Source organism: Azospirillum sp. (assembly GCF_035627195.1).
GTDB lineage: Bacteria > Pseudomonadota > Alphaproteobacteria > Azospirillales > Azospirillaceae > Azospirillum.
Genome location: NZ_DASPMG010000257.1, coordinates 1 through 23,852, shown reverse-complemented (window position 1 = coordinate 23,852; position 23,852 = coordinate 1). Strand labels below are relative to the sequence as shown.

General features: G+C 69.0%; 24 protein-coding genes. 21 read left to right on the top strand and 3 right to left on the bottom strand.

All coding sequences use genetic code 11. From position 1 onward, the window contains the following. Positions 1 to 4: 4 nt before the first annotated feature. The 17 genes from VED21_RS23000 (at position 5) to VED21_RS22920 (ending at position 17,866) form a co-directional block, all read left to right on the top strand. Entirely contained in the window at positions 5 to 2,260 is a 2,256-nt protein-coding gene (locus VED21_RS23000) for an Ig-like domain-containing protein (RefSeq protein WP_324886424.1), read from the top strand. After that, complete coding sequence (locus tag VED21_RS22995) at positions 2,257 to 2,733, top strand: hypothetical protein (protein WP_324886422.1); 477 nt, start codon at positions 2,257 to 2,259, stop codon at positions 2,731 to 2,733. The genes VED21_RS23000 and VED21_RS22995 overlap by 4 nt, the downstream gene beginning before the upstream one ends. Before the next feature lie 3 nt (positions 2,734 to 2,736). Beyond that, positions 2,737 to 4,416 carry a S8 family serine peptidase gene (locus tag VED21_RS22990; RefSeq protein WP_324886420.1) on the top strand — a complete coding sequence of 560 codons (1,680 nt, stop codon included), beginning with the start codon at positions 2,737 to 2,739 and terminating at the stop codon, positions 4,414 to 4,416. A gap of 15 nt (positions 4,417 to 4,431) precedes the next feature. Continuing rightward, positions 4,432 to 5,091, top strand: a complete 660-nt coding sequence (locus tag VED21_RS22985) for an A24 family peptidase (RefSeq protein ID WP_324886418.1) — start codon at positions 4,432 to 4,434, stop codon at positions 5,089 to 5,091. Beyond that, positions 5,081 to 6,787: a GspE/PulE family protein gene (locus VED21_RS22980; RefSeq protein WP_324886416.1), complete on the top strand. Its 1,707-nt coding sequence runs from the start codon at positions 5,081 to 5,083 to the stop codon at positions 6,785 to 6,787. Before VED21_RS22985 ends, VED21_RS22980 begins: the two co-directional genes overlap by 11 nt. A 3-nt stretch (positions 6,788 to 6,790) precedes the next feature. Then, positions 6,791 to 8,005 (top strand): type II secretion system F family protein, encoded by a 1,215-nt coding sequence (locus VED21_RS22975; protein ID WP_324886414.1) that lies wholly within the window; start codon positions 6,791 to 6,793, stop codon positions 8,003 to 8,005. A gap of 52 nt (positions 8,006 to 8,057) precedes the next feature. Further along, positions 8,058 to 8,522 carry a type II secretion system major pseudopilin GspG gene (gspG, locus tag VED21_RS22970; protein ID WP_324886412.1) on the top strand — a complete coding sequence of 155 codons (465 nt, stop codon included), beginning with the start codon at positions 8,058 to 8,060 and terminating at the stop codon, positions 8,520 to 8,522. Then, entirely contained in the window at positions 8,519 to 8,971 is a 453-nt protein-coding gene (locus tag VED21_RS22965; protein ID WP_324886410.1) for a GspH/FimT family pseudopilin, read from the top strand. The genes gspG and VED21_RS22965 overlap by 4 nt, the downstream gene beginning before the upstream one ends. Then, entirely contained in the window at positions 8,961 to 9,365 is a 405-nt protein-coding gene (locus VED21_RS22960) for a type IV pilus modification PilV family protein (protein ID WP_324886408.1), read from the top strand. The genes VED21_RS22965 and VED21_RS22960 overlap by 11 nt, the downstream gene beginning before the upstream one ends. Next, positions 9,362 to 10,015: a prepilin-type N-terminal cleavage/methylation domain-containing protein gene (locus VED21_RS22955; protein ID WP_324886406.1), complete on the top strand. Its 654-nt coding sequence runs from the start codon at positions 9,362 to 9,364 to the stop codon at positions 10,013 to 10,015. The genes VED21_RS22960 and VED21_RS22955 overlap by 4 nt, the downstream gene beginning before the upstream one ends. Positions 10,016 to 10,048: 33 nt before the next feature. Continuing rightward, complete coding sequence (locus VED21_RS22950) at positions 10,049 to 11,113, top strand: PilN domain-containing protein (RefSeq protein WP_324886403.1); 1,065 nt, start codon at positions 10,049 to 10,051, stop codon at positions 11,111 to 11,113. After that, positions 11,110 to 11,712: a type II secretion system protein GspM gene (gene gspM, locus VED21_RS22945; RefSeq protein ID WP_324886401.1), complete on the top strand. Its 603-nt coding sequence runs from the start codon at positions 11,110 to 11,112 to the stop codon at positions 11,710 to 11,712. Before VED21_RS22950 ends, gspM begins: the two co-directional genes overlap by 4 nt. After that, positions 11,709 to 12,374 (top strand): hypothetical protein, encoded by a 666-nt coding sequence (locus VED21_RS22940; protein WP_324886399.1) that lies wholly within the window; start codon positions 11,709 to 11,711, stop codon positions 12,372 to 12,374. The genes gspM and VED21_RS22940 overlap by 4 nt, the downstream gene beginning before the upstream one ends. Before the next feature lie 28 nt (positions 12,375 to 12,402). Beyond that, the gene (locus VED21_RS22935) at positions 12,403 to 13,005 is read left to right on the top strand and encodes an SCO family protein (protein ID WP_324886397.1); all 603 of its coding nucleotides are present in this window, start codon (positions 12,403 to 12,405) and stop codon (positions 13,003 to 13,005) included. A gap of 19 nt (positions 13,006 to 13,024) precedes the next feature. Further along, a complete protein-coding gene (locus VED21_RS22930; protein ID WP_324886395.1) occupies positions 13,025 to 14,530 on the top strand; it encodes an ABC transporter substrate-binding protein in 1,506 nt (501 codons plus the stop codon). Between the two features lie 151 nt (positions 14,531 to 14,681). Continuing rightward, on the top strand, positions 14,682 to 17,033 hold the full coding sequence (gene gspD / locus VED21_RS22925; protein ID WP_324886393.1) for a type II secretion system secretin GspD: 2,352 nt from the start codon (positions 14,682 to 14,684) through the stop codon (positions 17,031 to 17,033). Beyond that, on the top strand, positions 17,033 to 17,866 hold the full coding sequence (locus VED21_RS22920) for a hypothetical protein (RefSeq protein ID WP_324886391.1): 834 nt from the start codon (positions 17,033 to 17,035) through the stop codon (positions 17,864 to 17,866). Before gspD ends, VED21_RS22920 begins: the two co-directional genes overlap by 1 nt. 24 nt (positions 17,867 to 17,890) lie before the next feature. Here VED21_RS22920 and VED21_RS22915 read toward each other — a convergent pair whose 3' ends face one another. Further along, a complete protein-coding gene (locus VED21_RS22915) occupies positions 17,891 to 18,265 on the bottom strand; it encodes a hypothetical protein (RefSeq protein ID WP_324886389.1) in 375 nt (124 codons plus the stop codon). A gap of 541 nt (positions 18,266 to 18,806) precedes the next feature. Here VED21_RS22915 and VED21_RS22910 point away from each other — a divergent pair. The 4 genes from VED21_RS22910 to VED21_RS22895 all read left to right on the top strand — a co-directional run bounded on the left by VED21_RS22910 (position 18,807) and on the right by VED21_RS22895 (position 22,071). Continuing rightward, positions 18,807 to 19,094 (top strand): hypothetical protein, encoded by a 288-nt coding sequence (locus VED21_RS22910; protein ID WP_324886387.1) that lies wholly within the window; start codon positions 18,807 to 18,809, stop codon positions 19,092 to 19,094. A 3-nt stretch (positions 19,095 to 19,097) separates the two neighbouring features. Next, on the top strand, positions 19,098 to 20,174 hold the full coding sequence (locus VED21_RS22905) for a CsgG/HfaB family protein (protein ID WP_324886385.1): 1,077 nt from the start codon (positions 19,098 to 19,100) through the stop codon (positions 20,172 to 20,174). Positions 20,175 to 20,277: 103 nt separating this feature from the next. Further along, positions 20,278 to 21,069, top strand: coding sequence for a hypothetical protein (locus VED21_RS22900; protein ID WP_324886383.1), 792 nt, complete (start codon positions 20,278 to 20,280; stop codon positions 21,067 to 21,069). A gap of 93 nt (positions 21,070 to 21,162) precedes the next feature. Further along, positions 21,163 to 22,071, top strand: a complete 909-nt coding sequence (locus VED21_RS22895; RefSeq protein WP_324886382.1) for a transglycosylase SLT domain-containing protein — start codon at positions 21,163 to 21,165, stop codon at positions 22,069 to 22,071. 237 nt (positions 22,072 to 22,308) lie between these two features. Here the strand turns inward: VED21_RS22895 and VED21_RS22890 are convergent. Both VED21_RS22890 and VED21_RS22885 read right to left on the bottom strand, forming a co-directional pair. Next, a protein-coding gene (locus tag VED21_RS22890) for an IS5 family transposase (protein ID WP_324886381.1) occupies positions 22,309 to 23,114 on the bottom strand; the annotation gives its coding sequence in 2 pieces (ribosomal slippage) (positions 22,309 to 22,787 and positions 22,787 to 23,114; 807 coding nt in all). Between the two features lie 40 nt (positions 23,115 to 23,154). Beyond that, entirely contained in the window at positions 23,155 to 23,616 is a 462-nt protein-coding gene (locus tag VED21_RS22885; RefSeq protein ID WP_324886380.1) for a hypothetical protein, read from the bottom strand. Positions 23,617 to 23,852: the final 236 nt, after the last annotated feature.

The following is a 23,852-nucleotide window of genomic DNA, read 5'->3' as shown; positions in this document are numbered from 1 at the left end:
GGCCATGAACAGTGCAAACCGCCTATCCGTCCGCCACCCGGCTCTGGGGCTTGCAGCGCTGCTGCTCGCCTCGGTGTCCGCCCCGGCCATGGCGGCCGACGCCGTCACCCACGAGGTGTGGCTGGTCGCCAAGAAGACCGTGGCGACCATGCCCGACGGCCGCAACGTGCCGATGTGGGCCTTCGCTGAGGCGACCGAGCTGCAGTTCAGCGCCGCGGACGTCGGCGCGCTGCCGGCCAGCGCGCCCGGCCCGGCCATCGTCCTGCCGACCGGCAAGACCAAGCTGCTCGTCCATCTGCGCAATGAACTGCCGGAGCCGGTGTCCCTGAGCATTCCCGGTCAGCTCGCCCCCTTCGAGCCGACCTGGATCGACATCGGCGATCCCAATGGGCCGGGCCAGACCGGCGCCCGCCCATCGGCGCGCGCGCGGGTCCGCTCCATGGCCGCCGAGACGCCACCGGGCGGGCGGCACGACTACACGTGGGACAATCTGAAGCCCGGCTCCTTCCTGTATCAGAGCGCCACGCACCCGGCGGTGCAGGTGCAGATGGGCCTGTACGGCGCGGTGATGCGCAGCCAATCGGACGGCATGGCCTACAGCGGCGTGTCCTTCGACCGGCAGGTGACGGCGTTCCTGAACGAGGTCGATCCCGATTTCCACGACAAGGTGGAGGCCGGCGCCCCGCCGTCGAGCACGCTGCGCTACGCGCCGAAGTACCATCTGATGTCGGTGCAGGCGTTCGACGCCGCCGGGCAACCCATCCCGGCGACCGCCGGGTCGCCCCCGCGCATCGAGGTCGGCAAGACGACCCTGCTGCGCTTCTTCAACGCGGGCCTGCGCACGCATGTGCCGCTGGTCCAGAACAACCGCGTCAAGCTCATCGCCGAGGACGGCAATCCCTATCCATACCCGCGCGACCAGTATTCGGTGCAGCTCGACGCGGGCAAGACCCGCGATGCGCTGCTCCGTCCGCTCAGCGGCGAGCGCATCGCGCTGTTCGACCGCACGATCAACTCGATCGCGGGAGGGACGGTGCCCGGCTCCACGCAGGGAATGCTGGCCTACCTCGACGTCACGCAGGGCGGGCCGCAGGCGATCGCCGACAGCTACCTGGCCGTCATGAACACCGCGTTGACGGTGGCGCGGCCGGGCGTGCTCGCCAACGACAAGCCGGTGCCGCCGGCCACGACCCTGGCGGCGGCGGCGCTGGCGCCGCTGAACCCGCGTGTGACGCTCAGCTCCAACGGCGCCTTCACCTACAGGCCGACGACCGGCTTCGTGGGCATCGACACCTTCACCTACGAAGCACGCCAGGGCAGCGGCGCCACCCTTCTGCGGAGCGATCCGACCACGGTGACCATCACGGTCAGCCCCTCGGCCAAGGACGACAGCTACAGCACGATGTCCGGGCAAACGCTGACCGTGCCTGCACCGGGCGTGCTGGGCAACGACGTCGGCGGCGCGGCGCCGACCGCCCAATTGCAGCAGCCGCCGGCGAACGGTGCCGTGACACTCAACACCGACGGGTCCTTCACCTACACGCCGGCCTCCGGCTTCAGCGGGACGGACAGCTTCCGCTACGCCGTCGATGTGGCGACGGCCACGGGGACAGTCTCCAGCACCCCGGCGACCGTCAAGGTGACCGTGTCCGCGCTGGCCAGCACCACTCCGGTCGCCAACGCCGACTATGGCCGCGCCTCGATCAACCGCGCCACCACCGTGGACGTGCTGGCGAACGACGTGCTGCCGAACGGTGTGCGGACGACCAACCCGGTGGTGCTCGCCAACCGACCGACCCGCGGCGGCACCGCCACCGTGAACGCGGCGACGGGGCTGGTGACCTACACGCCGCCCGCGCAGTTCCAGGGCACCGACACGTTCACCTACCGCGCCTACGACACCAATGGCGCGGCCACCAACCTTGCGCAGGTCTCGGTGAATGTCGGGACGTTCCCGGTCGCGACGAACGACACGGCGTCGGTCATCGCCGGAAGCCCCACGACGATCAGTGTGCTCGCCAACGATGTTGTGACCCTGCCGTCGGGGACGCTCGACCCGAACTCGGTGACCATCGTCCGGTCCCCGGCCAGTTCCGCGGGCACGGCCGCCGTCGGTACCGACGGGCGGATCACGTTCCAGGCCGCCTCGGCCTTCGTCGGCACGGCCACCTTCACCTACACGGTGCGCGACAACGCCGGCTCGCTCTCCAACGAGGCCACGGTCAGTGTGACCGTTTCGGCCAGGACGGCGCTGCAATGAGCGGGCGTCGCTTGCGCGCCGCCACGCTCGGGCTCGGCATCCTTGCCAGCCTGTCGGCGGCCGTGCCCTCGCTCCCGGCCTCGGCCGGGGAGGCGGGCGATCACGCCGGCCACGCGGTGGCCCTGCAGCCGGCCCAGATGGAGGCCGACTGGGGCGTCGAACTGATCTCCGTCCGGCTCTCCGCCGCCGGCACCATGATCGACCTGCGCGTGCGGGTGACCGACGCGGAGCGGGCCACCCGGTACCTCGACCGTGCGCTGCAGCCCCGTCTGATCGACGCCGCCAGCAACAGGGTGCTGACCGTGCCCTCTGCGGGAAAGGTCGGATCGCTGCGCCAGACGGGCCGGCACCTCCGCAACGGGCAGGTGCTGTCCGACCTGTTCGCCAATCCCGGCCGGATGGTCAAGGCGGGCGGCTCGGTCTCGTTCACGCTCGGCGGGCTGCGGCTCGACGGTCTCAGAGTGGAGGGGTAAGCCATGCGACGTTTTCAACGCCCTCTGGCGGCGGCCACGGCCGTCGCCCTGATCCTCGGCGCGGTGCCGCCGCTCGGTACCGCCAAGGCATGGGCCGCCAACGCATCGGGCGCCACGCAGGGCGGAGCGCCGCTCGACGCGCGGCTGGAGGCTTGGTTGCGGCACGCGTCCCCCAACGACCTCGTCCCGGTCATCATTGACCACGTCGAGCGTCCCGATCCACACGCCGCTGTTGACGGGAGCGCCACGAAGGAGAAGGCCCACCGTCAGGTTATCGACGCTCTGCGCTCCAAGGCTGCCGTCGATCTTCCGCCGCTGGCGGATGCGCTGGCGCGCCAGGGGGCGAGCGACATCAAGCAGCTCTGGATCTCCAACAGCATCGTGGCTCGCGTACCGGCCCGCCTCGTCGCCGCGCTGGCGCGCCAGCCGGGTGTCGGGTCGGTGCGTCTCGACGAGACGCTGCGCGCGGTGCCGCCCACCTACAGCCTGAGTTCCACGGCGGTGCCGTCGTGGAACATCGCGGGGGTCAACGCCCCGAATCTCTGGAGCCTCGGCTTCACCGGGCAGGGCACGGTCGTCGGCCTCATGGAGACCGGGGTCGATGCGGCGCACCCCGATCTGAAGGACCGCTGGCGGGGCGGGACGAACAGCTGGTTCGATCCGCACGGCGAGCACGCCACGCCCTACGACGCGAGCGGCCACGGCACGAACGTCGCCTCCCTGGCGGTTGGCGGAAGCGCCAGCGGCACGGCGGTCGGCGTGGCGCCCGGCGCCAAATGGATCGCCGCGAAGATCTTCAACGACGCCGGTGAGGCGCAGTTGAGCCAAGTCCACCAAGCCTTCCAGTGGATGCTGAGCCCGGACGGCGACGCGGCCACGGCGGATGCGCCGCAGGTGGTGAACGCCTCCTGGAATCTGCTGGGCACCACGGGGCTGTGCGACCAGGAGTTCGCGACCGACATCCAGGCGCTGCGGGCCGCGGAGATCGCGGTGGTCTTCTCCGCCGGCAACGAGGGCCCCTACGCCGGCACCAGCGTCAGCCCGGCGAACAACGCCGGCACGCTCGCGGTCGGTGCCATCGACGCGAACAACGCGGTCCCCGATTTCAGCAGCCGCGGCCCGACAGCCTGCACGGCCGCCACGCCGTACCCCTCCCTCGTGGCGCCGGGTGTGGATGTGCGGGCCGCCGACCTGACCTACGACGGAACGGTTCCCTCCTCCTACTCCTACATCTCCGGGGCGTCCGCCTCGGCACCCCATGTGGCAGGGGCCATGGCGCTGCTGCTCTCCGCCTTTCCCGACCTCAAGGTCGCCGAGCTGGAAGGGCTTCTGACCCGGTCGGCGCTCGACCTGGGGGTGACGGGGACCGACCCGGTCGCCGGGGCGGGCAAGCTCGACGTCATGGCCGCCTACAACCTTAAGGCGAACGGGGCCGGGCCGGAATCCTCGATCAAGGTCGTCACCGTGCTGTGGAACGCCCGCACCAAGGTGCTGACGGTCGAGGCAAGCAGCGCGTTCGGCAAGGCGGGCAACCTCCAGCTCGTTGGCTTCGGGAAGATGACCTGGAACGCGCGCAAGTCGCTGTGGACGCTCAGCGTCCGTGCCTCGGCCAAACCGGTCTCGATCACCGTGACGGGGCCGGAGGGGACGGTCACGGTTTCGACGTCAGCCTATGGCGTCTGAACCATGATGCCCGCCATGACCCTTCAGGACCTTGCCCTGCTGGGGCTGGCTCCGCTGATCGGTGTGCTCTCGCGATGGGGGGCCGGTCGGCTGGCCGCGATCCTGCCGTGCGGAATCGATGGCGTTGACGGCGACGTCCCGCAGGCGCCCTCGCTCACCCTCGCCCTGCCGCTTGCCGTCGGGGTCGCCGTTTGGTCGGTCTGCGCCCTGCCGGAGGAGCGGGCGGCGGCGGGCTGCCTGCTTGGCTGGACGCTTGTGGTGCTGGCCATGGTGGACGGGTGCCGCTTCATCCTGCCGGATGCGCTGACCTTGCCGCTGCTCGGCGCCGGCCTGCTCATCACGGCCGTGGCCGAGCCTGACCGGCTGTCCGCCGGCGCCGCGGGGGCGGCGGCCGGATACGCCGCTCTCCGTCTCCTGGGCGAGGGTTACCGCCGCCTGCGCGGCCGGGAGGGGCTGGGGCAAGGGGACGCCAAGCTGCTGGCCGCCGCCGGCGCCTGGGTCGGGTGGGAGGGGTTGGGAAGCGTCGTCCTGATCGCCTCCGCGCTCGGGCTCCTGTGGGTGCTGGCCGCGCGGAACGGTGACCTCGCAGCGGCTGACCGCCCGCTGCCGTTCGGTCCGTTCCTGTGCCTGGGGATCTGGAGCGTCTGGACGGTGGGGACGCTCCATGGTGCGTGAGGATACCGACCAAGCCGCGTTCGACCGCGATCTCGGCGAGGCGCTGCTGGCCGACGGGCTGGTCGACATGGGCGGCATCGAGCGGGCGCGGCGGGTATGCGAGACCAGCGGGCAGCGCCTGCATGCGGTGCTGATCCGTCTGGCCCTGGTCACGGAACGGGACATGGCGACGGCGCTCGCGCGCCAGCTCGGGCTGCCGCTGCTGGGTGCCTCCGATTATCCGGACGCGCCGGTGGTGGAGACCATCAGCGCGCGTTTCCTGAAGGAGGCGCGCGTGGTGCCCATCGCGGAGAGCGACGCCGGCTTGCTGGTCGCCATGTCCGACCCGCTGGACGACTACGTGCGGCGCGCGGTGCAACTCGCCACCGGCCGACGGGTATGCCCCCATATCGGCATTCCCGCCGACATCGAGGCGGCCATCGACCGCTTGTACGGCGCCGGGCGCAGCGCCATCGGCCAGATCATCGAGGAGATCGCCGACGGCGACGAGGCCGGCGACGATGTCGAGCGGCTCAAGGACCTTGCGGCTGAGGCTCCGGTCATCCGGCTCGTCAACGCGCTGATCGCACGGGCGGTCGAGGCGCGCGCCTCCGACATCCACGTCGAGCCGCTGGACGGCCGCCTGCGGGTCCGCTACCGCATCGACGGCATCATGCATGAGGTGGAAGGGCCACCGGCGCGCCTGCGGGCGGCGGTCATCTCGCGCATCAAAATCCTTGCCCGCCTGGACATCGCCGAGCGCCGCCTGCCGCAGGACGGGCGCATCCGCATCGCCGTGCGCGGCAAGGAGATCGATCTGCGCGTCTCCACCCTGCCGAGCCTGCACGGGGAAAGCGTGGTGCTGCGTATCCTCGACCGCGGAGTCGTCGCGCTGGACCTGCCGACGTTGGGTTTCGGGGGCGAACTGCTCAACCGCTACCTCGGCATGCTGGACCGGCCGAACGGCATCGTGCTCGTCACCGGACCGACCGGTCACGGCAAAACGACGACGCTCTACGCCTCGCTCAAGCGGCTCAACACGCCGGACACCAAGATCCACACGGTCGAGGATCCGGTGGAGTACCAGCTCGACGGCATCGTGCAGATCCAGGTGAAGCCGCAGATCGGGCTGTCCTTCGCCGAGGTGCTCCGCTCGATCCTGCGGCAGAACCCGAACATCATCCTGATCGGCGAGATCCGCGATCTGGAAACCGCGCAGATCGCCATGCAGGCGTCGCTCACCGGCCATCTCGTGCTGTCCACGCTGCACACCAACAGCGCGGCGGGATCCATCACCCGAATGCTCGACATGGGGGTGGAAGACTATCTGCTGACGGCCACGCTCAACGGCGTGTGCGCGCAGCGCCTCGTCCGCACGCTCTGCCCGCACTGCCGGGAGCCGTACGAGCCGCTGCCCGAACTGGTGGAGCGCATGGGTCTGGACCGTTTCGCCGATGGCGGGCCCATGCTGCTGCACCGGCCGGTGGGCTGCGCCGCGTGCCACGGCGTCGGCTTCCATGGCCGCACGACCATTGCCGAGGCGCTCCTGGTCAGCGAGCCCATCCGCCGCCTTGTCCTGACGCGCGCCGACGTGGCGGAGATCGCCCGGGTCGCCATGGCCGAGGGCATGCGCGCGATGTACGAGGATGGCATGCGCAAGGCCCTGGCTGGCCTGACGACGCCGGACGAAGTGTTGCGTGCAACGCGTGAGGGCTGAGCCATGGCGACCTTCCGGTACAAGGCGGTGAGCGCGTCGGGCCAGACGGTGGAGGGCACGCTGGAGGCCGGCGACAAGGCCACCGCGTTCCGCCGCCTCAGCGAAATGGGCTATCTGCCGATCCGGGCGGATCCGGCGAAGGGTGGGCTGCGCTTCGACATCGACCTGACAGCGTTCCGCCGCGGCGTGTCGCGCTCCGAGCTGGTCGCGACGACGCGCCAGCTCGCCACCCTGGTCGATGCGCGGGTTCCGCTAGACCGGGCGCTGGAGATGATGGCGTCGCGCACCGCGTCGCGCGCCATGCGGACGGTCCTTTCCGATGTCCTCGACCGGCTGCGCGGCGGTGCCACGCTGACCGACGCGTTGGCGAGCCATCCCGGCGCTTTCCCGAGCTTCTACGTGAACATGGTCCGGGCGGGCGAGGCCGGCGGTGCGCTCGAAGCCGTGCTGGCGCGCATGGCCGACCACATGGAGCGGGCCGCGGCGATGCGCGAGACCCTGCGGTCGGCGCTGATCTATCCCATCGTCCTGCTGGTCATGGTGTGCACCACCATCGTGGTGATGCTGACCGTCGTGCTGCCGCAGTTCCAGGGCATGTTCGAGGAGGCCGGGGCCAGACTGCCGGCCGCGGCCGTGGCGGTGATCCGCGTGGGGGAGCTGTTCCGCGCGTGGTGGTGGACCCTGCCGCTCGCCTGCGTCGCAGCCATTGTCTGGCTGCGCGCCGCCCTTTCCCAGCCGGCGCAACGCCTGCGGCTGCACGCGCGGGTCCTGCGGCTGCCCATCGTCGGCGACATCGTCACCAAGGCCGAAACCGCACGGTTCACCCGCGCGCTGGCGACCTTGACGGGGAATGGCGTCCCCATGCTGCAAGCCCTGTCGATCGTGCGCGACACGGTGGCCAACGCGGTGCTCCGCCGCGCGCTCGACGAGGTGACGGCAAGCGTGCGCAAGGGGCAGGGCCTCGCCGAGCCGCTGGAGCGCATCGGCTCGCTCCCCCCGCTTGCGGTGCAACTGGTCGCGGTCGGCGAGGAGACGGGGCAACTCGTGCCCATGCTGGCCAAGGTCGCCGACGTCTTCGACCGCGAGGTCCAGGTGGCGGTCGGCCGCATGGTCGATCTGCTGACGCCGGCGCTGACCATCGGGCTCGGCCTCATTGTCGCAACCATCGTCGGCGCGATCCTGTCGGCCATCCTCAGCGTCTACAGCCTTCCGGTGTAGGAGCGGCCAATGAATCTCACTGCGCGCGAACCTCAGGAATGGAGCAAACCGCATGAGCAGCCTGCCGGCCCCCTGTCTGAATATCGGCCGTCCGCACGCTACCCGGCCCGCGCGCCCATCGTCGCGACAAGCGGGTTTCACTCTTCTCGAGCTGATGGTGGTGATCGTCATCCTCGGCATGCTGGCGGCCATCGCCACGCCGCAGGTGATGAAGTACCTGGGCGGCGCCAAGGTCGACACGGCCCGGCTGCAGATCCAGAACCTCTCGACCATCTTGGATATGTACCGGTTGCAGACCGGCAGCTATCCCACCACGGCCGAGGGGCTTGCGGTGCTGGTGGAGAAGCCGCCGTCGGCGGCCAACTGGAACGGCCCCTACGTGAAGCGGAAGGAGAGCCTGATCGACCCCTGGGGCTCTCCCTTCCTGTATCGCTATCCGGGCCAGCACGCGGAGTTCGACCTCTACTCTCTGGGCGAGAGCCGGACGGAGGGCGGGCGGACCATCGCCAACTGGTGACGCGACCCGCGGCGGCCGGCTTCACGCTGATCGAGGTCATCGTCGCGCTGGCGATCCTCGGGCTCGCCGCCGCGGTGGCGCTGCCCGGGCGGATCGGCCGCAACGAGGCGCTGGACCTCAAGGCCGCGGTGCGTGTCGTTGCCGGCGACCTCCGACGGGCGCGCGATGCGGCCGTGACACGGAACGTCGAGTCGACGTGGTCGTTGGACGTCGCGCAACGGATCTACCGTGTTGCGGACGACCCCAAGACCACACGGCTGCCGGAGGGGATTGCGGTGTCGCTGCTCACGGCGACCTCCGAGCGGCTGGGGGAGACCGTGGGCAACATCCGTTTCTTTCCCGACGGCGGGGCGACCGGCGGTGGTGTTCGCCTGGAGAGCGCCGGGGACGCCTACACAATCCTGATCGACTGGCTGAGCGGCCGGGTGGAGGTGCGCCATGCGCCGTGACCGGCCCGACCGGCGCCAGCGGGAGCGCGGTTTCACGCTGATCGAGGCCGTGGTCGCGCTGCTCATCCTGGCGCTCGGCCTGACGGCGGTGATGCGGCTTGTCTCCACCGGGCTGGATGCCACGCAGGCCGCCAACCGGCTGAGCATCGAGACGCTGCTGGCCCGCTCTGAGTTGGCCCGGTTCGCTGTCGAACAGCCCATTGAACCGGGCGAACAGGCGGGCGAGCTGGCCGGCGGCTACCGCTGGCGGCGGATCGTCCGCCCGTTGGCGGAAATGCCGGGGCTCGTGCTGCTGGAGGTCGCGCTGACGGTGTGGCGCGAAGGGCGGGATGCCGGCCATTCCGTGACCACCCTGCGGCTGATTCCGGCCCTCGCCGGGGGGCGGGCAGCATGAACGCCGGGCAGGGGAGCGCCGGCTTCACGCTGGTCGAAGCGCTGGTGGCGACGACACTGCTCGGGCTGATATCGCTGGCGTTGGCTGGCAGCCTGCGCCTGGGCGGGCGGGCATGGGATGCGGTCGAGGCCGCGGTGACGGCATCGGAGGAGGTGCGGGCCGCGCAGCAACTCCTGCGCCGGGTGGTCGAGCAGGCGCAACCCGTCCTCCTGCCTCAACCCGACAACGGTTCGGCCGTCGCGTTCGGCGGGAACCGGGACGCGCTGGCCCTGGTCGCGCCGATGCCCGGGCAGGTCGGGTTCGGGGCATTCGACAGCCTGCGCTTCGAGACGGCGGAGGATCACGGGCGGCGCGACCTGATGGCGATCTGGGATCGCTTCGGGCCGGCGGACACCGGCTGGGCGCTCGGCCCGTCCGCCCGTCGGGTGGTCGTGCTGAAGGGCATCGCGGAGTTCCGCGTCGCCTACTTCGGCAGTGAGCAGCCGGATACGCCGCCGGCTTGGCGGGAGGATTGGATGGCCCGCCCGACGCTGCCGGCACTCGTTGGTATCGAGGTGCGGTTCCCACCGGGCGACCCCCGCGCCTGGCCGCGGTTCGTGGCGCGCCCGATGATGGATGTCGTGGCCATGCCGCGACCGGTGCAGCGGTAGTGGCTCGGGCGAACGCACAGAGGGAATGGCGACATGGCGATCACAACGGTCGGCAAACACGTGGGAGCATTCCTGTCCTGGTGGGGCGGCGAGCTTGCCGCCTTGCTGCCGGAACGGCTCCGCCCGGAGGCGGACAGCCGGCTCATCGTGTCCTTCGATGAGACGGACTGGCTGGTGATCGGGCAGACCGGACACGACGGCCAGCACCAACTGGCGCGTGTCGATCTGGCGGTGACGGACGTGGAGCGGCTGCGGACTCTGCTGCGGGAGATGGGCGCCGAGCGCCTGCCAGTCGCGCTGCGCCTCGGCCGGGACCAAGCACTGTGCCGGACGCTTACGCTGCCGCTTGCGACGGAGGAGAACCTGCACGAGGCCATCGCCTTCCAACTGGACCGGCACACCCCGTTCGTCGTTGATGACGCCTGCTTCGGCGTGCGGGTTCTGCGACGCGACACCGACGGCCAGAGCATCGAGGTGGAACTCGCGGTCGCTCCCCGCGCGCTGGTCGATGGGTTTGCCGCGCGCCTGGGGGCGCTGGGGGTTTCGCCCACCCTGGTCTGCGCCGCCGACGGGCATGGTGATCTGGTCCTGATCCGCGAGGATGCGTCCGTGCCGCGCCTAGGCACCGGCCGCCGCGCCACGCCTCTGCTGACGGTGTTGGCGCTGGTGCTGGGCATGGCGACGGTCGTCGTCCCCCTGGTGCGGGGCGCGCTGGCGGTGCAAGCGGCGGAAGCCGACGCGACCGAACTGCGCGCCGAGGCGAACGCCACGGCGGAGCTGCGCCGCGCCACCGAGCAGCAGCAGCGGCAGGCGATGTTCGCCATCGCGCGCAAGCGCGCCGTCCCGGCCATGGAGACGGTGCTGGCCGAACTCACGCGCCTGCTGCCGAACGACACCTGGGTTGCGCGCCTGCAGATCGACGGCGGCACCGTGCACGTCATGGGCTTCTCCGGGTCGGCCAACGCCTTGATCGCCGCGCTGGAGCAGTCGCCGCTGTTCGAGCGCGCCATGTTCCGCTCACCGCTGACGCAGGACCCGGTGCATGGCGTCGAGCAGTTCCACCTGGGCGTGGAGCTTCGTGCGCAGGGTGGAACATGACAATCGAAACCACGGACGGTGCAAGGGCCGGGGGCGTGCCGCGGCAGCGGTTGCTCGCGGTCGGTTTTCTGGTCGTCGCGGTCGGGGTGGTGTGGCTGGCCCTGGTGGCGCCGATCCTGGACGCCATCGCCGATCAGGCGGAGCGGCTGGAAGCGGCGCGTGCCCTTGGCGCGCAATACCGGGCTGTCGCCGCCGAGCGTCCGGTGCTGGAACGCCGGCGGCAGGAACTGGACGCTGCGGCTCGGGGCCGCTCGTCCTACCTGACCGCGGTCAGCGACGGTGCGGCGGGCGCGGCGCTTCAGAAACTGGTGAAGAGTGCCGTCGAGCGCGCCGGGGGCACCGTGCAGAGCACGCAACTGCAGCCGGTCCGATCCGAGGACGGGTTCCGGAGGATCGGTGTGCGGCTGCAACTGACCACCACCGTCGAGGCCTTGCGCCAAGCCCTGCATGCCATCGAGGGGCACGAGCCCTTCCTGTTCGTCGATGGGATCGAGGTGCGAGCCCGTCAGGCCCAGCGGTCCAGCGGTGCCAGAATTGCGGAAGATCGGACGCTGGAGGTGCGTATGGACGTCTACGGTCTTGCGAGGCCCGCAACATGAAGCATTCCATCGCTTCCGCACTCGCCGCCCTGTGCGCGGGCCTCGCCGGTCTGCTGGCGGTCGAGCTTCGCATCGTGGACCCGGGCGATTTAAGCCAAGCGCTCGGCTTTGCGCCCGAGGAGACTAGGCCGGTCCAGGCGCCCACGGTGACGCAAGCCGCGCCGGTTCCGCTGCCGGTGTTCCGAGTGGCGCCCACCGAGGCGTCGGCCGTCATCATCGAGCGGCCGCTGTTCTTCCCGTCGCGCCGGCCGGCCGAGCCGGAGCCGGTCGCCGCCGCACCCGAGCCGCCGGCCGAGGCGCCGGACGTGGCGCTGGTCGGCACCATCATCACCCATTCCGGTCGCCGGGCCATCGTGCGGTCGCCCGCCGAGACCTCCGCGCTGGTGCTGTCGGAAGGCCAGGACATCAACGGTTGGACTGTCGCATCGATCGAGGTCGACCGGCTGCTTCTGCGTCACGGCAATGGGGAGCAGATCATCGCGCTGGAGGATCCGGCCAGCATCGCGGCGGCAAGGCCCTCGTCGGCCAAGCCGTCCCAGATCGCGCAGCGTCCCTCGCCCAAGGCCGCCGCGCCCGAGCGGGCGACCACGAAGCCGGCTCCCCGAAACGAGCCGCCGCGCGGCGGCAGCCAGAGCCGCGCCAGCTTCTACACCCCACGTTGACTCCCCGATCCCAAGCCGGAGTTCCGTCATGAAGCGCCCCCAGCTCGCAGCCTTTGCCGTCACCGTCGGACTGGCGCTCGCGTCGTCAGCGCTCGCGCATGGATCGCGGTCCTATGCGCCGCCGCCCTCCGACCGCCCCGACGTGGTGAACGTCAACCCGCTGGATTTGCCGGTGGTCGACCAGGATGGGCGCACCCGGTCGTTCCGGCGGGATGTGCTGGCGCCGGGAAGAATGATCGTCATGAACTTCATCTTCACGGGCTGCTCGGCCATCTGCCCCGTGCAATCGACGGTCCTGGCGCGGGTGCAGGACTTGTTGGGCGACCGCGTCGGGCGGGACGTGCGCTTGGTGTCCATGTCCATCGACCCTGAGAACGACACGCCTGAGGCGCTGAAGGAGCAGGCGGAGCGCTATGGATCGCGGCCCGGCTGGCTCTGGCTGACCGGCAAGCCGGATGATGTCGAGCGCCTGCTGGGCGGCATGCGGGCCCTGGCCGACACGCCGGGCGATCATGCCGGCTACTTCCTCGTCGGCGATACGGTATCCCGTACATGGTGGCGCATCGACGGCTCGGCCGCGCCCGAGGACATCGTGGCGAAGATCAACCGAGGGGTGGTGTCGGGGAACTGACATGGCCGTACGAAGGGGAATGGCATTGCTTGCCGCGCTGTCCGCGGTCGCCATGTCGGCCCTGCCGGTCACCGGCAAGGCCGACACGCCGGGGACCGGGCCGGGGCTCGCTGACCGTGGGCGGGCGATCTACGAGCAGGGACGGGGCGACGACCCGATCCTTGCGCGGGTTGGCGCGGGCGGCATCGCGGTGCCGGCAACGAACTTTGCGTGCATCGGCTGCCACGGGGTGGACGGCTTGGGCGGATGGGAAGGCGGGGTGGCGCCGCCGGACATCACCTGGGACCGCCTGGCGCAACCGGGCGAGCAGGGTGGGCGCGGATACGATGCCGTCGCCTTTGCGCGGGCGGTCGGAGATGGGGTGGCGCCGGATGGCCGCGCCCTCCACCCCGCCATGCCGCGCTACACCATGACGGACGCGGATCGTGCCGCCCTGATAGATTATTTGAAGGGCCTGGAGCGGGCGGCGCCGGGCGTGTCGGGGGGCGAGATCCGCGCCGCCACGCTGCTGCCCACGTCCGGGCCTCTGGCGCAGGCCGGGCGCGAGGTGAGCATCGTGCTGCGGGAGGTCGTGCGATCCATCAATCGGCGTGGCGGACTGCACGGGCGGCGTCTGGTCCTGCGGCAATTGGGCTTCGATCCGGCTGTGCCGGGAGACGCTCTGGCCGTGGTGAGCCGGGCTTTGCGGGACGACCCGCCGTTCTGCTTCCTGGCGAACGTCGGAGTGGAGGCGAACGGTGCGGCGGTGCATGCCCTGCGCGCGAACGGCGTACCCGACATCGCGCCGTTGACGCAGCCGTTGGGCGGCGACGAGGCCTGGACGGTGTCGCTGGAACCGAGCGTCGCCGAAATGGCGCGGGCTCTGATCGCCTTCGCCGCGACCGGTCTGGAGGGCGGCAGCCGCCGGCTGGCCTTCCTCGCCTCGGACGACAGGCAGGGATGGGCCGCGGCCGATGCTGGCCGCGCCGCCGCGAGGGCCTACGGGATCGACTTGATCGAGGCGCGCGGCGACGCTGGTGGCTGGTCGGCGGTCGTCGCGCGCCTGAAGGCCGCGGGCGTCACGACCGTTCTGGCCTTCGACCGTACGGTGGAGGTGGAGGCCATGCTTGCCGAGGCGCGTGCCGCGAAGTGGGCGCCGGTGGTGTTCCTGGCGGCGTCGGCGACGCCGAGCGACCCGGCCCGTGCGCTCGCCTTCCGCCGGCTGGTGGCGGGCCTGGGCGGTCTGCGTGACGACCTGCAACGCCATGCCTACGCCGGCGCGCTGCTTCTGGAGGAGGGGGTGCGACGGGCTGGACGCCGTCTGTCGCGCGACCGCTTGATGGAGGCGATCCATGGCATCGAGACCTTTGACCCCGGAGTCGTGCCGCCCCGTTCGCTCCGGCCGGGGCGTGCGCCGGACGAGAGGGCCGTCGCGATCCTGCGCTACGAGCATCGGCTTCGCCGCTACGTTCCTGTGACCGCTCCATGCCCGGACGATTCGGCGGGTGGCGACGGTCGCTGCATTGGTTACCGCCAAAGCCCTTGAAAGGCCCTCCGCTGCACGGGGTCAATACCTGCAAATTGGTGGTATTGATTCAATCGATCCGCCGTGCCCCAGCGTGGGAACGCGTCGTAGGGTGTGCCAAGTAAAGTTTCGATTCATTAAAGACCACAAAAACATTCGGCATGGTGGTGGGATGAAGATAACTGGATCCGTCTTCCTGGGTCTTGCAATTCCCCTTTTGATGATGGGATGCGCGCGGCCTTCCAAACTTCCCGCCGCCAGCGCTATCGAGGGCGGTGCCGTACCGCAGGCCAGTCGGCCGTTGACGGCCATGGGAGCGCCGAGCCCTATCGAGCTTGCCGCGCCGGGCTCAGCCAAATCCCGTCGCGAGGCGCCGGTCCTGCTGCCGGGCACCGGTGTGTTCACCGCCACGCCCGTTCCCGGAGGGCCGCCGGGTGTGCTCGTGAACGCCGATGAGGTCTCGGTCAATTTCGTCAACGCCGACGTCAAGGACGTCGTCCGCGGCATCATCGACGCGACGGTGAGGAAGCCCGTCGTGATCGACCCCAAGGTCCAGGGGCAGATCACCGTCCAGACCAGCCGACCAATCCCCTGTGACGACGCGCTGCTGCTGCTCGAAAACGCCTTGCGGGTGAACGGGGCGGCGCTGGTCGAGAACGCCGGGAGCTACGCGGTCGTGCTTCTGCAGGATGCCCCCAAGGCGGCGCAGCTTCGCCTCAACATCCCCGAGCATGAGCGCGCGCAGGGCTTTGGAGTCCAGGTCGTCCCGCTGCGCCACGTCAGTGCGCCGGAGATGCTCAAGATCCTCCAGCCCTTCCTGCCAGCGGAACGCATCCTCAAGGCGGACGCGTCGCGGCCCCTGCTCATCGTGGCGGGCACGCGCCAGGAAATCGCCACGCTGGAGGATCTCGTCGCCTCTTTCGACGTCGATTGGCTGCGTGGCATGAGCTTCGGCATGTTCACGCTGGAAGCGGCCAAACCCACCGACCTGTCCAAAGAACTCGCGTCGCTGCTGGGCAGCGACGATGGACCCATGAGCGGCATGCTGCGTTTCGTGCCGGTGGACCGCCTCAACGCGCTCCTGGTGATCGCGCAGAAGCCCGATCTGCTGAAAACGGTGCAGGGCTGGATCGATCGCCTCGACCGGTCGCGCGGCTTCGATACGCCACGCGTGTTCGTCTACTACGTCCAGAACGGCAACGCCGAAGGCTTGGCGGGCACCCTCAGCGAGATGTTCTCGCCCGGACGGAGCGGCGGTGGGGGTGCCATGGGGGCGCAGGTCGCCCCCGGCCTGTCGCCCACCGAACTGGGCGGGCGGGGAAGCGGATTGGGCCGGTCCGGCGCGGGTGGCGGCTTCGGCGGTGGGATTGGCGGCGGCTTCAACAGCCATGGCGGCCGGGGTTTCGGCGGGGCGCCGTCCAGCGGGTCCAGGTCCGGCTCGTCGTTTACCGGCGTGTCGGGGCCGGGCGGCTTCCCGTCCTCCGCCTTCCCAGCCCAGCGTCCGGCGCTGCTTCCCATCAGTGACCCGGTCATCGCGCCGGGAGCCCTGCCGGACCTGGGGGCCGCGGGAAGGCAGGCTCCGGGCTCGGTCCCGGTGTTGCCGCCACCCGGCAGCTTTGCCGCCGAACCGGCGCCGCCGACGCCCGAGGTCCGCGTCATCGCCGACCGCGACAAGAACGCCATCGTCATCATGGCCACACCCCGTGATTACGACATGGTGCAGGACGCCCTGCGCCGTCTCGACGTCGCCCCCTTCCAGGTTCTGGTCGAGGCGACCATCGCCGAGGTCACGCTGAACGACGACCTCAAGTATGGCGTGGAGTGGTTCTTCAAATCCGGCAATCATCAGCTGACGCTGAGCGACCCCAGGACCGGGCTGGTATCGCCGCTGGCCGGCTTCTCTTATCTGTTCGACACCGCCAACGCCCGCGTCGTGCTGAACGCGCTGTCGGCGGTCACCAACGTCAACGTGATCTCCTCGCCGCACCTGCTGGTGCTCGACAACCAGTCGGCGCGGCTGCAGGTCGGTGACCAAGTGCCGATCGCCACCCAATCGGCGGTCAGCGTGCTCAACCCGGACTCGCCCATAGTCAACTCGATCACGCTCAAGGACACGGGCGTCATTCTGGAAGTGCGGCCGCGCATCGGCGCTGGCGGGCGGGTCTTCATGGAGATCTACCAGGAAGTGAGCGACGTCGTGCCGACCCGCACGTCGGGCATCGACTCGCCCACCATCCAGCAGCGCCGGGTGCACAGCACGGTGGCCGTTCAGGACGGCCAGAGCGTGGCGCTCGGCGGGCTGATCCGTGACGGCCGCAACGGCGGCAAGTCGGGCGTGCCGATCCTGTCGGACATCCCGATCCTGGGCCATCTCTTCAGCACGACGGAGGAACGCCAGCAGCGCACCGAACTGCTGGTCATGCTGACGCCGCGCGTCATCCGCAGCAGCGCCGAAGCGCAGGAGGCGACCGATGAACTGCGCCGCCGCCTGCGGGCCATCGATCCGCGGGCGCGGATCCGGTGATGTCCCGGCGCACGGAAAGAGGAACGGCCCGATACCCGGCCGCGGCTTCGCGACGGCAGGCCGGGTTCGCCCTTCTCCTGGTGCTGTGGAGCCTGCTCCTGCTGTCGATCGTCACAACCGCGTTGAACCGGGATGCCCGCGACGAGTTGCGCCTCGCGCGCAACGGCGCCGCCGCTGCTAAAGCCGAAGCGCTGGCCGACGCCGGGATCGTGCGTGCGGTGTTCGGCCTCCTCAACCTTCGTCCCGAGGAGCGCTGGCGCGGCGACGACCGGCCGTATGCATTCCCTCTCGGCGCCGGACGTGTCGACGTGCGCGTCCAGGACGAAGCCGGCCTGATCGATCTGAACGCCGCGCCGGAAGAGCTGTTGGCATCGCTGTTCTCCGTGACGGGAGCACCGGACGACCAAGCGGCCACCGTGGCCCGGGGCATCGCCGAACGCCGCTCCGCCCCCGACCTGGGCGGGCCGTTCGAAGCGGTCGAGGCGCTGGTGAGCCTGCCTGGCATGAGCCGCGAGCTGCTCGCCCGTGCGGCTCCGTTCCTGACGGTGGCGACGCGCCAGCGCGTCGTCGATGCGACGGTGGCGCCGATGGCGGTGGTTCTCGCACTGGGCACTGATCCGCAAGCCGCCGAGGCGATGATGGCCGAACGGGAGGGGAGCGAGGCAACAGCCGGCGCGGCGGGCCGCGCCGCGCCGTCGCAGCGCCGCTTGTTCCGGATCCGCGCCGAGGCGACCGTCGATGGCGCACGCTTCGCGCGCGTCGCGGTCATCCGTCTGACCTACGCACCCGAGCGGCCGTATCTGGTTCTGTCCTGGCGCCGTGCTTCGGAATGAGGCTCCAGGCCGCCATGGCGCGGATCAGCGCCGGCTGCCGAAGGCACTGGCCGGGATCACCAGGGGGCGCACCGCGCCGGCTCCGTTGAGGGTAAGGACGACGGCGGCGCCATGACGCGCGGCGGTCAATTGGGCGGCCAACAGGCTGGCGGGAGCCGGCGTCACCACCATACCGCCCGGCGCCAGAAGGGTCGTCGTTCCGCCATCGAACCAAAGGGTCGGACTCATTGCGAACGGCGTTATCGGGGCGGTAGGCGTCGGGGTGGCCACAGGCCCGACGGGTCCGAGGTTTAGGAAAGCGCCCCCCGTGCCGGTGTTCAGGAAGGCATCGGCATGGGCCGCCATCGGAGCGACGATGCCGAGTGCAAGAAACGGCGCTGCGAGCAAATGAACACGCATGGAATGCCTCCTCCCCTGACGGCGTCGCGCACGCGGGCACGGCCGTGTCCGGATTGGACATGCGGACTCCCACGCGGAACGCTGTCGCCAGCCGACTACACGCCTTGGGCTTGGCTTGCTCAAGCGGGCATCGGTGGATCGCTCCTCGGATGGAATACGCCTTCGCGGCACCGCTTACCATCAAAGGGGGTGCCGACAGTCATTTCGCGTGGGTTGGCGCGTAAGGCTGTGCTTACCGGAGGGCCAGCAATCCAGGGGTGGGATGGTGCCCGCCAAGGAAGACCGCAAAATGAGTGTGGTTATTAGCCCGATGTGTAATATCGCCGGCCGGTGGCGAACGGCATGATGTCTCCATCGTCGGGCCGAAACTTCGGCAGCATTTTGGCCGGCAGCCCTTGGGGCAATGCAGGCCGGCCGATGAGCATCGTCAACGTCTTTCACGGAAAGTTGCACTATGAGCCTCTATCAACCACGTCGCCGTTGCTCGACTGCGCCCCGTCGCGTGGGGCGGAGGACAACGAGGGCGGCGCTCATCCTCGCCTTGGTGCTGGCATCCGGCATCGCGGCCCCGGCGCTTGCCGACTACACCAACATCACCGGACGCACGCTCAGCGGCCCGCAGAACCGGCTGCAGCGGGCGCAGATGGAGGAGCAGCATCTCCAGACGGCGTTGCAGAGGCAAGCGGCCCAGGCTGGCCAGAACTACAACAATGTCGTCATCATCAACCAGTCCGGCAACAACCACTACCTCAACCTGAACCCGGTGCAGACGAGTTCGGGATCGCAGGGCGTGCAGAATTCCGTGTCCGGCGGACGCAAGGGAGGCTGAGAGATGCATCCCCTGACGACCGCCCTGCTGGCAACGCTGATGCTGTCGGCGTGTGCCGTCCCGCCGCCGCTCGGCGAAGAACCGGCCAAACTGATCTCCGGACCGATCCCGGTGAAGACCGCGACTCCCGCGACCGAGGCGCTCAAGTGCCTTGGACGACTCCCCCGTCCGCCCATGGACCTGCGGCTGGCCGTGGGGGACATCCCCGATCGGACCGGGCGATTCAATTACCAGGAGATCGGCGCCTACGTGACGCAAGGCGCCACACACATGCTGATCAGCAGCCTCAGTGCCGCCCGGGTTCCCCAGGTCAACCGTTCGACCACGGCGATCATGGAGTTCGAACTGGCGCAGGCGCTCAACCAGCGCCTCGGCGAGGGACGTGTGGTCCAGGCCGGGAGCCAGAGCGTGATGTTCCGGCCGATCCCGAAGGGGATGGTGCTCGGATCAACCCATTACGTCACCGGGGCCATCACCGAGTTGGACTTCAAGGTGGTCAACAACTCGGCCGAAGTAACCATCGCGGGGATCGGTGCCGGCGCCAAGTCGTATGCGGTGCAGATCGGCCTCGATCTGGCGGTGACGGACACCCGGACCTCGCAGATCGTCTATTCGAAGGCTTGGCGCAAGCAGGCCGTCGGCTACGAGACGTCGGCAAACCTTTTCCGGTTCTTCGACCTTGGTGTCAAGGGAGGGGCCTTCGCCGGCGACGTCCTGTTCGACATTTCCATCGGCGAGCAGCCGACCGAGCCGCTCCAGGGTGCGATCCGCTGGGCCATCGAGTCCGCAGCTTACGACATCGTGAGCGAACTGTACCGGACCGGGGCGGCCTGTGACCAGCATCTGACCACGGCGGCGCGCGAACGGCGCGACGCCGAGCATGCCGAGGCCGAGCGTGCGGCAGCGGCGATGCCGATCGGCATCGCCGAGCCTCAGGTTGCCCGGAGGGACGAAGCGCTCAACGCCGTCCCGGCCGAGGCCAAGGGCAACGCCGCGCCGCCGCCGTCTCTATCGCTTGATCGTGTGCCCGAACGACAGGGCTGCCGGATGCTCGGCGGGCGCATGGTCTGCGACCGCTGAAGCCGGATTCCAACGCGTTCCGAACGGGATTCCCGACCGCACGCACGCGGACGGGTAAAAACGCTCGGCCCTGGATGGCCGGGCAAACAACAGGAGATTGGATATGAAGATGCTTTTGCTTGCAGCGAGCGTGCTGGCTCTCAGCGTCGGTTCGGCACAGGCCCAGGACCTTGGCAATGTCGACCAGATGTTCTTGAACGTGCAGACCGTTCACAACACGCTGAAGAACAGCTTCAGCAACGAGAAGATCCGCCAGTCGGCCAGCAACATGGCCAACGCCGTCGCCGCCGAGGGCGCGTACCTCGGCAACATCATCCAGTCGACCGATCTGCCGGGCGACTTCAACGGCCAGACGGCCTTCAACAAAGCGGTCACCGACGGCAGCTGGGCCAACCTGGGCCAGACGGCGACGAACACCGTCAACATTGCCCTGGCATCCGATGCGCTGTCGGTCAGCCAGACATCCGGTGCCTTCCAGGACGCGAAGAACCTCGTGACGTTCGGCAAGAGCTTCAACCCCAATGGGGTCGCCGGCCCCGACTTCGACCAGAGCGCCCGGAACGTCGCCAACATCATCAGCCTGGACAGCGCGGTGGGCGACCTCACGCAGACCCTCGACCCGACCTGGCAGGCTGCAAGCAACCGGATGGTCTATACGGGTGGCGAACTCGGCCGTTACGACGGCGCCATCACAAAGGTCGGCCAGGAGGCCCAGAACACCGCCAACGTCGCCGTCATGGGCAGCTTCGAGTTCACCCAACTGATGCAGACTTCCGGCGCCGCTCAGACCGCCACCAACCTCATCCAGACGAACGGCGTCCTGAAGAACATCAATCAGGTCGGCGCCAACCTGACCAACGTGCTGACCAAGACCCCGGCCCCGTCCGCCCCTTGATGACGGGTGATCGTCCGCGCCCGGAACAGAGTCTTCCGTTCCGGGCGCGATCCTTCCACCTCGAATGGGGCTGCTCCTCCCACCGTTCAAACAATGATCACCCTTCTCATCATGACATTCCTTCATTGGAGGCCGCGCAGCCGCAGCCTGCGGCGCGGCATGCTGCTCACGCTCGTGGCGGCTGCGCTGATCGGAACGCACGAGGCCCGGGCGGAAAGCGCCGCGGAGCGGAGCTATCAGGCCGGATTGCGGTACGAAACGGGCATCGGGAAACCGGCCGACTTCGGTCTCGCCTACCTCCATTACTGCCGATCCGTTCGGGCCGGCCACGCGGGCGCGGCGCTCCGGCTGAGCATCCTGACCGACCATGGTGCTGGTGTGGAGCGGGACGCGGGAACGGCCGCCGGTTGGCTTCGTCGTGCCGCCGAGGGCGGCAATGCGTTGGCACGGCACCTGCTCGTCCGCTTCGAGGGCGTACCCGAGAAAAAGCCGCATTGCCGGCTCCCGGAGGACGGCGATGCACCGGCACAGATGGCGGCTGAAGGACGTCTGCGTTACGAAATCGAACACTTGGTTCGCTCTCAGGCCCCGGCCTTAGGGCTCGACCCCGCCCTCGTCCTCGCCGTGATCCAGGTCGAGTCCGGGTTCCAGGCGAACGCCGTTTCCGGGAAGGGGGCCATCGGCCTGATGCAGATCATCCCGGAGACGGGACGCCGCTTCGGACTGACCCAGCCTTTGGATCCCGCTGAGAACGTTCGTGCAGGCATGGCCTATCTGCGCTGGCTGATGTCCTACTTCAATGGCGACGTGGAACTGGCCCTGGCGGGATACAATGCGGGAGAGAACGCCGTCGTCCGGCACGGCGGGATTCCGCCTTATCCGGAAACTCGCAGCTACGTGACTCGTGTCATGGGCCTGTATGTCTGTCAACAGAGTCGAACGCTGCCCTCCTGCAAGAGCCCAAGGTTGACCCCCACGGCTGGTAGCAGATCGTCCCAATAGTCGAGAGCATGCGGAACCCCTGGGTGTGAATCGGCGCGGCCCAATGACCCTTCATTGGCAGGGGGCATTCACCGCAAGCTATTGTTCGGTATGGCCTGGGCATAGCCGCGCCAGGGTCAAACGGACGCCGATAGAGGGTCTGAGCCGACGCTGATTCACAGGAGATTGCACCTACCGCCGGCCGTTCAGCAGAGCCGGATTTTCGAAGCCGATTGACACACTGGGCCATAAGAGTGCCTAACAGAACCATCTCTGGACGAATTTCCAGCAGATGAGGCTGGCGGCGATGTGGTGGAAGGCGGCGAAGATGTCGGCGCGGCGTTCATAGCGGACGGCGATGCGGCGGAAGCGGGCGAACCAGGCCAGCGTGCGCTCGACCACCCACCTGTAGCGGCCCAGGCGTTCGCTGCTTTCGATGCCGCGGCGGGCGATGCGCGGGATGATCGCCCGCCGGCGTAACGCTCGCCGGCAGAAGGCAAAATCGTAGCCCTTGTCGGCGTGCAGTTTGGCCGGCCGCCGTCGTGGTCGGCCAGCGCACTGGCGGATCGCGGGCACGGCATCCACCAGCGCCTCCAGCAGCTTGCTGTCGTGGCGGTTGGCCGGCGAGATCTTCAGGGCGAGTGGGATGCCGTTGGCATCGACGAGGATGTGCCGCTTGGAGCCCGGCTTGCCGCGGTCCGTCGGGTTCGGGCCGGTCTCCTCGCCCCCCTTTTTGCCGGGACGCTGGCGCTGTCCACCGCCGCCCGCTCCCAGTTGATCGCGTTGGCGTAGCCGAGCCGATCAAGCAGGACCCGATGCAGCCGTTCCCAGACGCCGGCCTGATGCCATTCGTGCAAGCGGCGCCAGCACGTCATGCCGGAGCCGCAGCCCATCTCCACCGGCAGCAGTTCCCAAGGGATGCCGCTGCGCAGCACGAACAGGATGCCGGTCAATGCCGCGCGATCTTCCAGCCGTGGCCGCCCGCCCTTCGGTTTGGGCGGTTCCGGCGGGATCAGCGGCTCGACGATGGCCCACAAGGCGTCGGATACAAGGGGAGCTGCCATGCCCCTTCCAACAGCCCAAACCAGGTTTCGTTAGGCGCTCTTATACGGGATGACCGTCATTGTAGCAATAAGTGGCCGCATCTGGCAGGCGTACGTAGAAATCAGCAGGGTCAATATCTGGATAGAGCAACACACCCACTTCATCAGCGTAGCCGTTCCGATCAGAATCGAAGTAGTATTTCTTTAACTCAAAGTCAAAAACAAGAAATGGGTTGTCCTCTAATGCTTGATTGCAGGCATTATGAAATGCGACGACGCTGTTGTTGGCGTTAGGTGCGTTTTCGTAGTAAATCCCCTTAATTATCCTGCCGGTGCTATGCACCTCCTGGCCGCCTCGCCGCACAAGATGGCTCAAGTCTGGCATGGCTTCCTGTTTGGACGCGACGGTTCCGCGCTGCCGCACCTCTTCCGCCTCCACATCGTCAAAGGGCTGAACACAAGCCAAAATAGCAATGAACGCACTACGGAGGCCAAAGCGAGTTAGAGCATTGAAACCGCTCATGGCCCCCTCCTGCGAGCGGATCGTCACCGCGACAATGCTCAGCAAAAAACCATGAACAGAGGCTATCGGGCATCCCCCCTGGAGACCACGGAAACTAACAGGCTGCGGAAAAAGGGGTGGGCCTGGACGCCTGGTCGTGATTCTCTGTGGCGGGGGATGCGGCCGGAGAGAGGGCGATGCGCGGAACGGACGAGCGCAGCGAGGGGCTGTTCAGTTACGTGAGCTGTGAAGCGCGG

Excerpts from the sequence above, each read along its gene's own strand:
- VED21_RS22935 (WP_324886397.1), top strand. The coding sequence starts at position 12,403 with ATGAAGCGCCCCCAGCTCGCAGCCTTTGCCGTCACCGTCGGACTGGCG.
- VED21_RS22930 (WP_324886395.1), top strand. The coding sequence starts at position 13,025 with ATGGCATTGCTTGCCGCGCTGTCCGCGGTCGCCATGTCGGCCCTGCCG.
- VED21_RS22915 (WP_324886389.1), bottom strand. The coding sequence starts at position 18,265 with ATGCGTGTTCATTTGCTCGCAGCGCCGTTTCTTGCACTCGGCATCGTC.
- VED21_RS22905 (WP_324886385.1), top strand. The coding sequence starts at position 19,098 with ATGCATCCCCTGACGACCGCCCTGCTGGCAACGCTGATGCTGTCGGCG.
- VED21_RS22985 (WP_324886418.1), top strand. The coding sequence starts at position 4,432 with ATGACCCTTCAGGACCTTGCCCTGCTGGGGCTGGCTCCGCTGATCGGT.
- VED21_RS22940 (WP_324886399.1), top strand. The coding sequence starts at position 11,709 with ATGAAGCATTCCATCGCTTCCGCACTCGCCGCCCTGTGCGCGGGCCTC.
- gspG (WP_324886412.1), top strand. The coding sequence starts at position 8,058 with ATGAGCAGCCTGCCGGCCCCCTGTCTGAATATCGGCCGTCCGCACGCT.
- gspM (WP_324886401.1), top strand. The coding sequence starts at position 11,110 with ATGACAATCGAAACCACGGACGGTGCAAGGGCCGGGGGCGTGCCGCGG.
- VED21_RS22920 (WP_324886391.1), top strand. The coding sequence starts at position 17,033 with ATGTCCCGGCGCACGGAAAGAGGAACGGCCCGATACCCGGCCGCGGCT.
- VED21_RS22975 (WP_324886414.1), top strand. The coding sequence starts at position 6,791 with ATGGCGACCTTCCGGTACAAGGCGGTGAGCGCGTCGGGCCAGACGGTG.
- VED21_RS22900 (WP_324886383.1), top strand. The coding sequence starts at position 20,278 with ATGAAGATGCTTTTGCTTGCAGCGAGCGTGCTGGCTCTCAGCGTCGGT.
- VED21_RS22990 (WP_324886420.1), top strand. The coding sequence starts at position 2,737 with ATGCGACGTTTTCAACGCCCTCTGGCGGCGGCCACGGCCGTCGCCCTG.
- VED21_RS22960 (WP_324886408.1), top strand. The coding sequence starts at position 8,961 with ATGCGCCGTGACCGGCCCGACCGGCGCCAGCGGGAGCGCGGTTTCACG.
- gspD (WP_324886393.1), top strand. The coding sequence starts at position 14,682 with ATGAAGATAACTGGATCCGTCTTCCTGGGTCTTGCAATTCCCCTTTTG.
- VED21_RS22885 (WP_324886380.1), bottom strand. The coding sequence starts at position 23,616 with ATGAGCGGTTTCAATGCTCTAACTCGCTTTGGCCTCCGTAGTGCGTTC.
- VED21_RS22995 (WP_324886422.1), top strand. The coding sequence starts at position 2,257 with ATGAGCGGGCGTCGCTTGCGCGCCGCCACGCTCGGGCTCGGCATCCTT.
- VED21_RS22955 (WP_324886406.1), top strand. The coding sequence starts at position 9,362 with ATGAACGCCGGGCAGGGGAGCGCCGGCTTCACGCTGGTCGAAGCGCTG.
- VED21_RS22895 (WP_324886382.1), top strand. The coding sequence starts at position 21,163 with ATGATCACCCTTCTCATCATGACATTCCTTCATTGGAGGCCGCGCAGC.
- VED21_RS22980 (WP_324886416.1), top strand. The coding sequence starts at position 5,081 with ATGGTGCGTGAGGATACCGACCAAGCCGCGTTCGACCGCGATCTCGGC.
- VED21_RS23000 (WP_324886424.1), top strand. The coding sequence starts at position 5 with ATGAACAGTGCAAACCGCCTATCCGTCCGCCACCCGGCTCTGGGGCTT.
- VED21_RS22950 (WP_324886403.1), top strand. The coding sequence starts at position 10,049 with ATGGCGATCACAACGGTCGGCAAACACGTGGGAGCATTCCTGTCCTGG.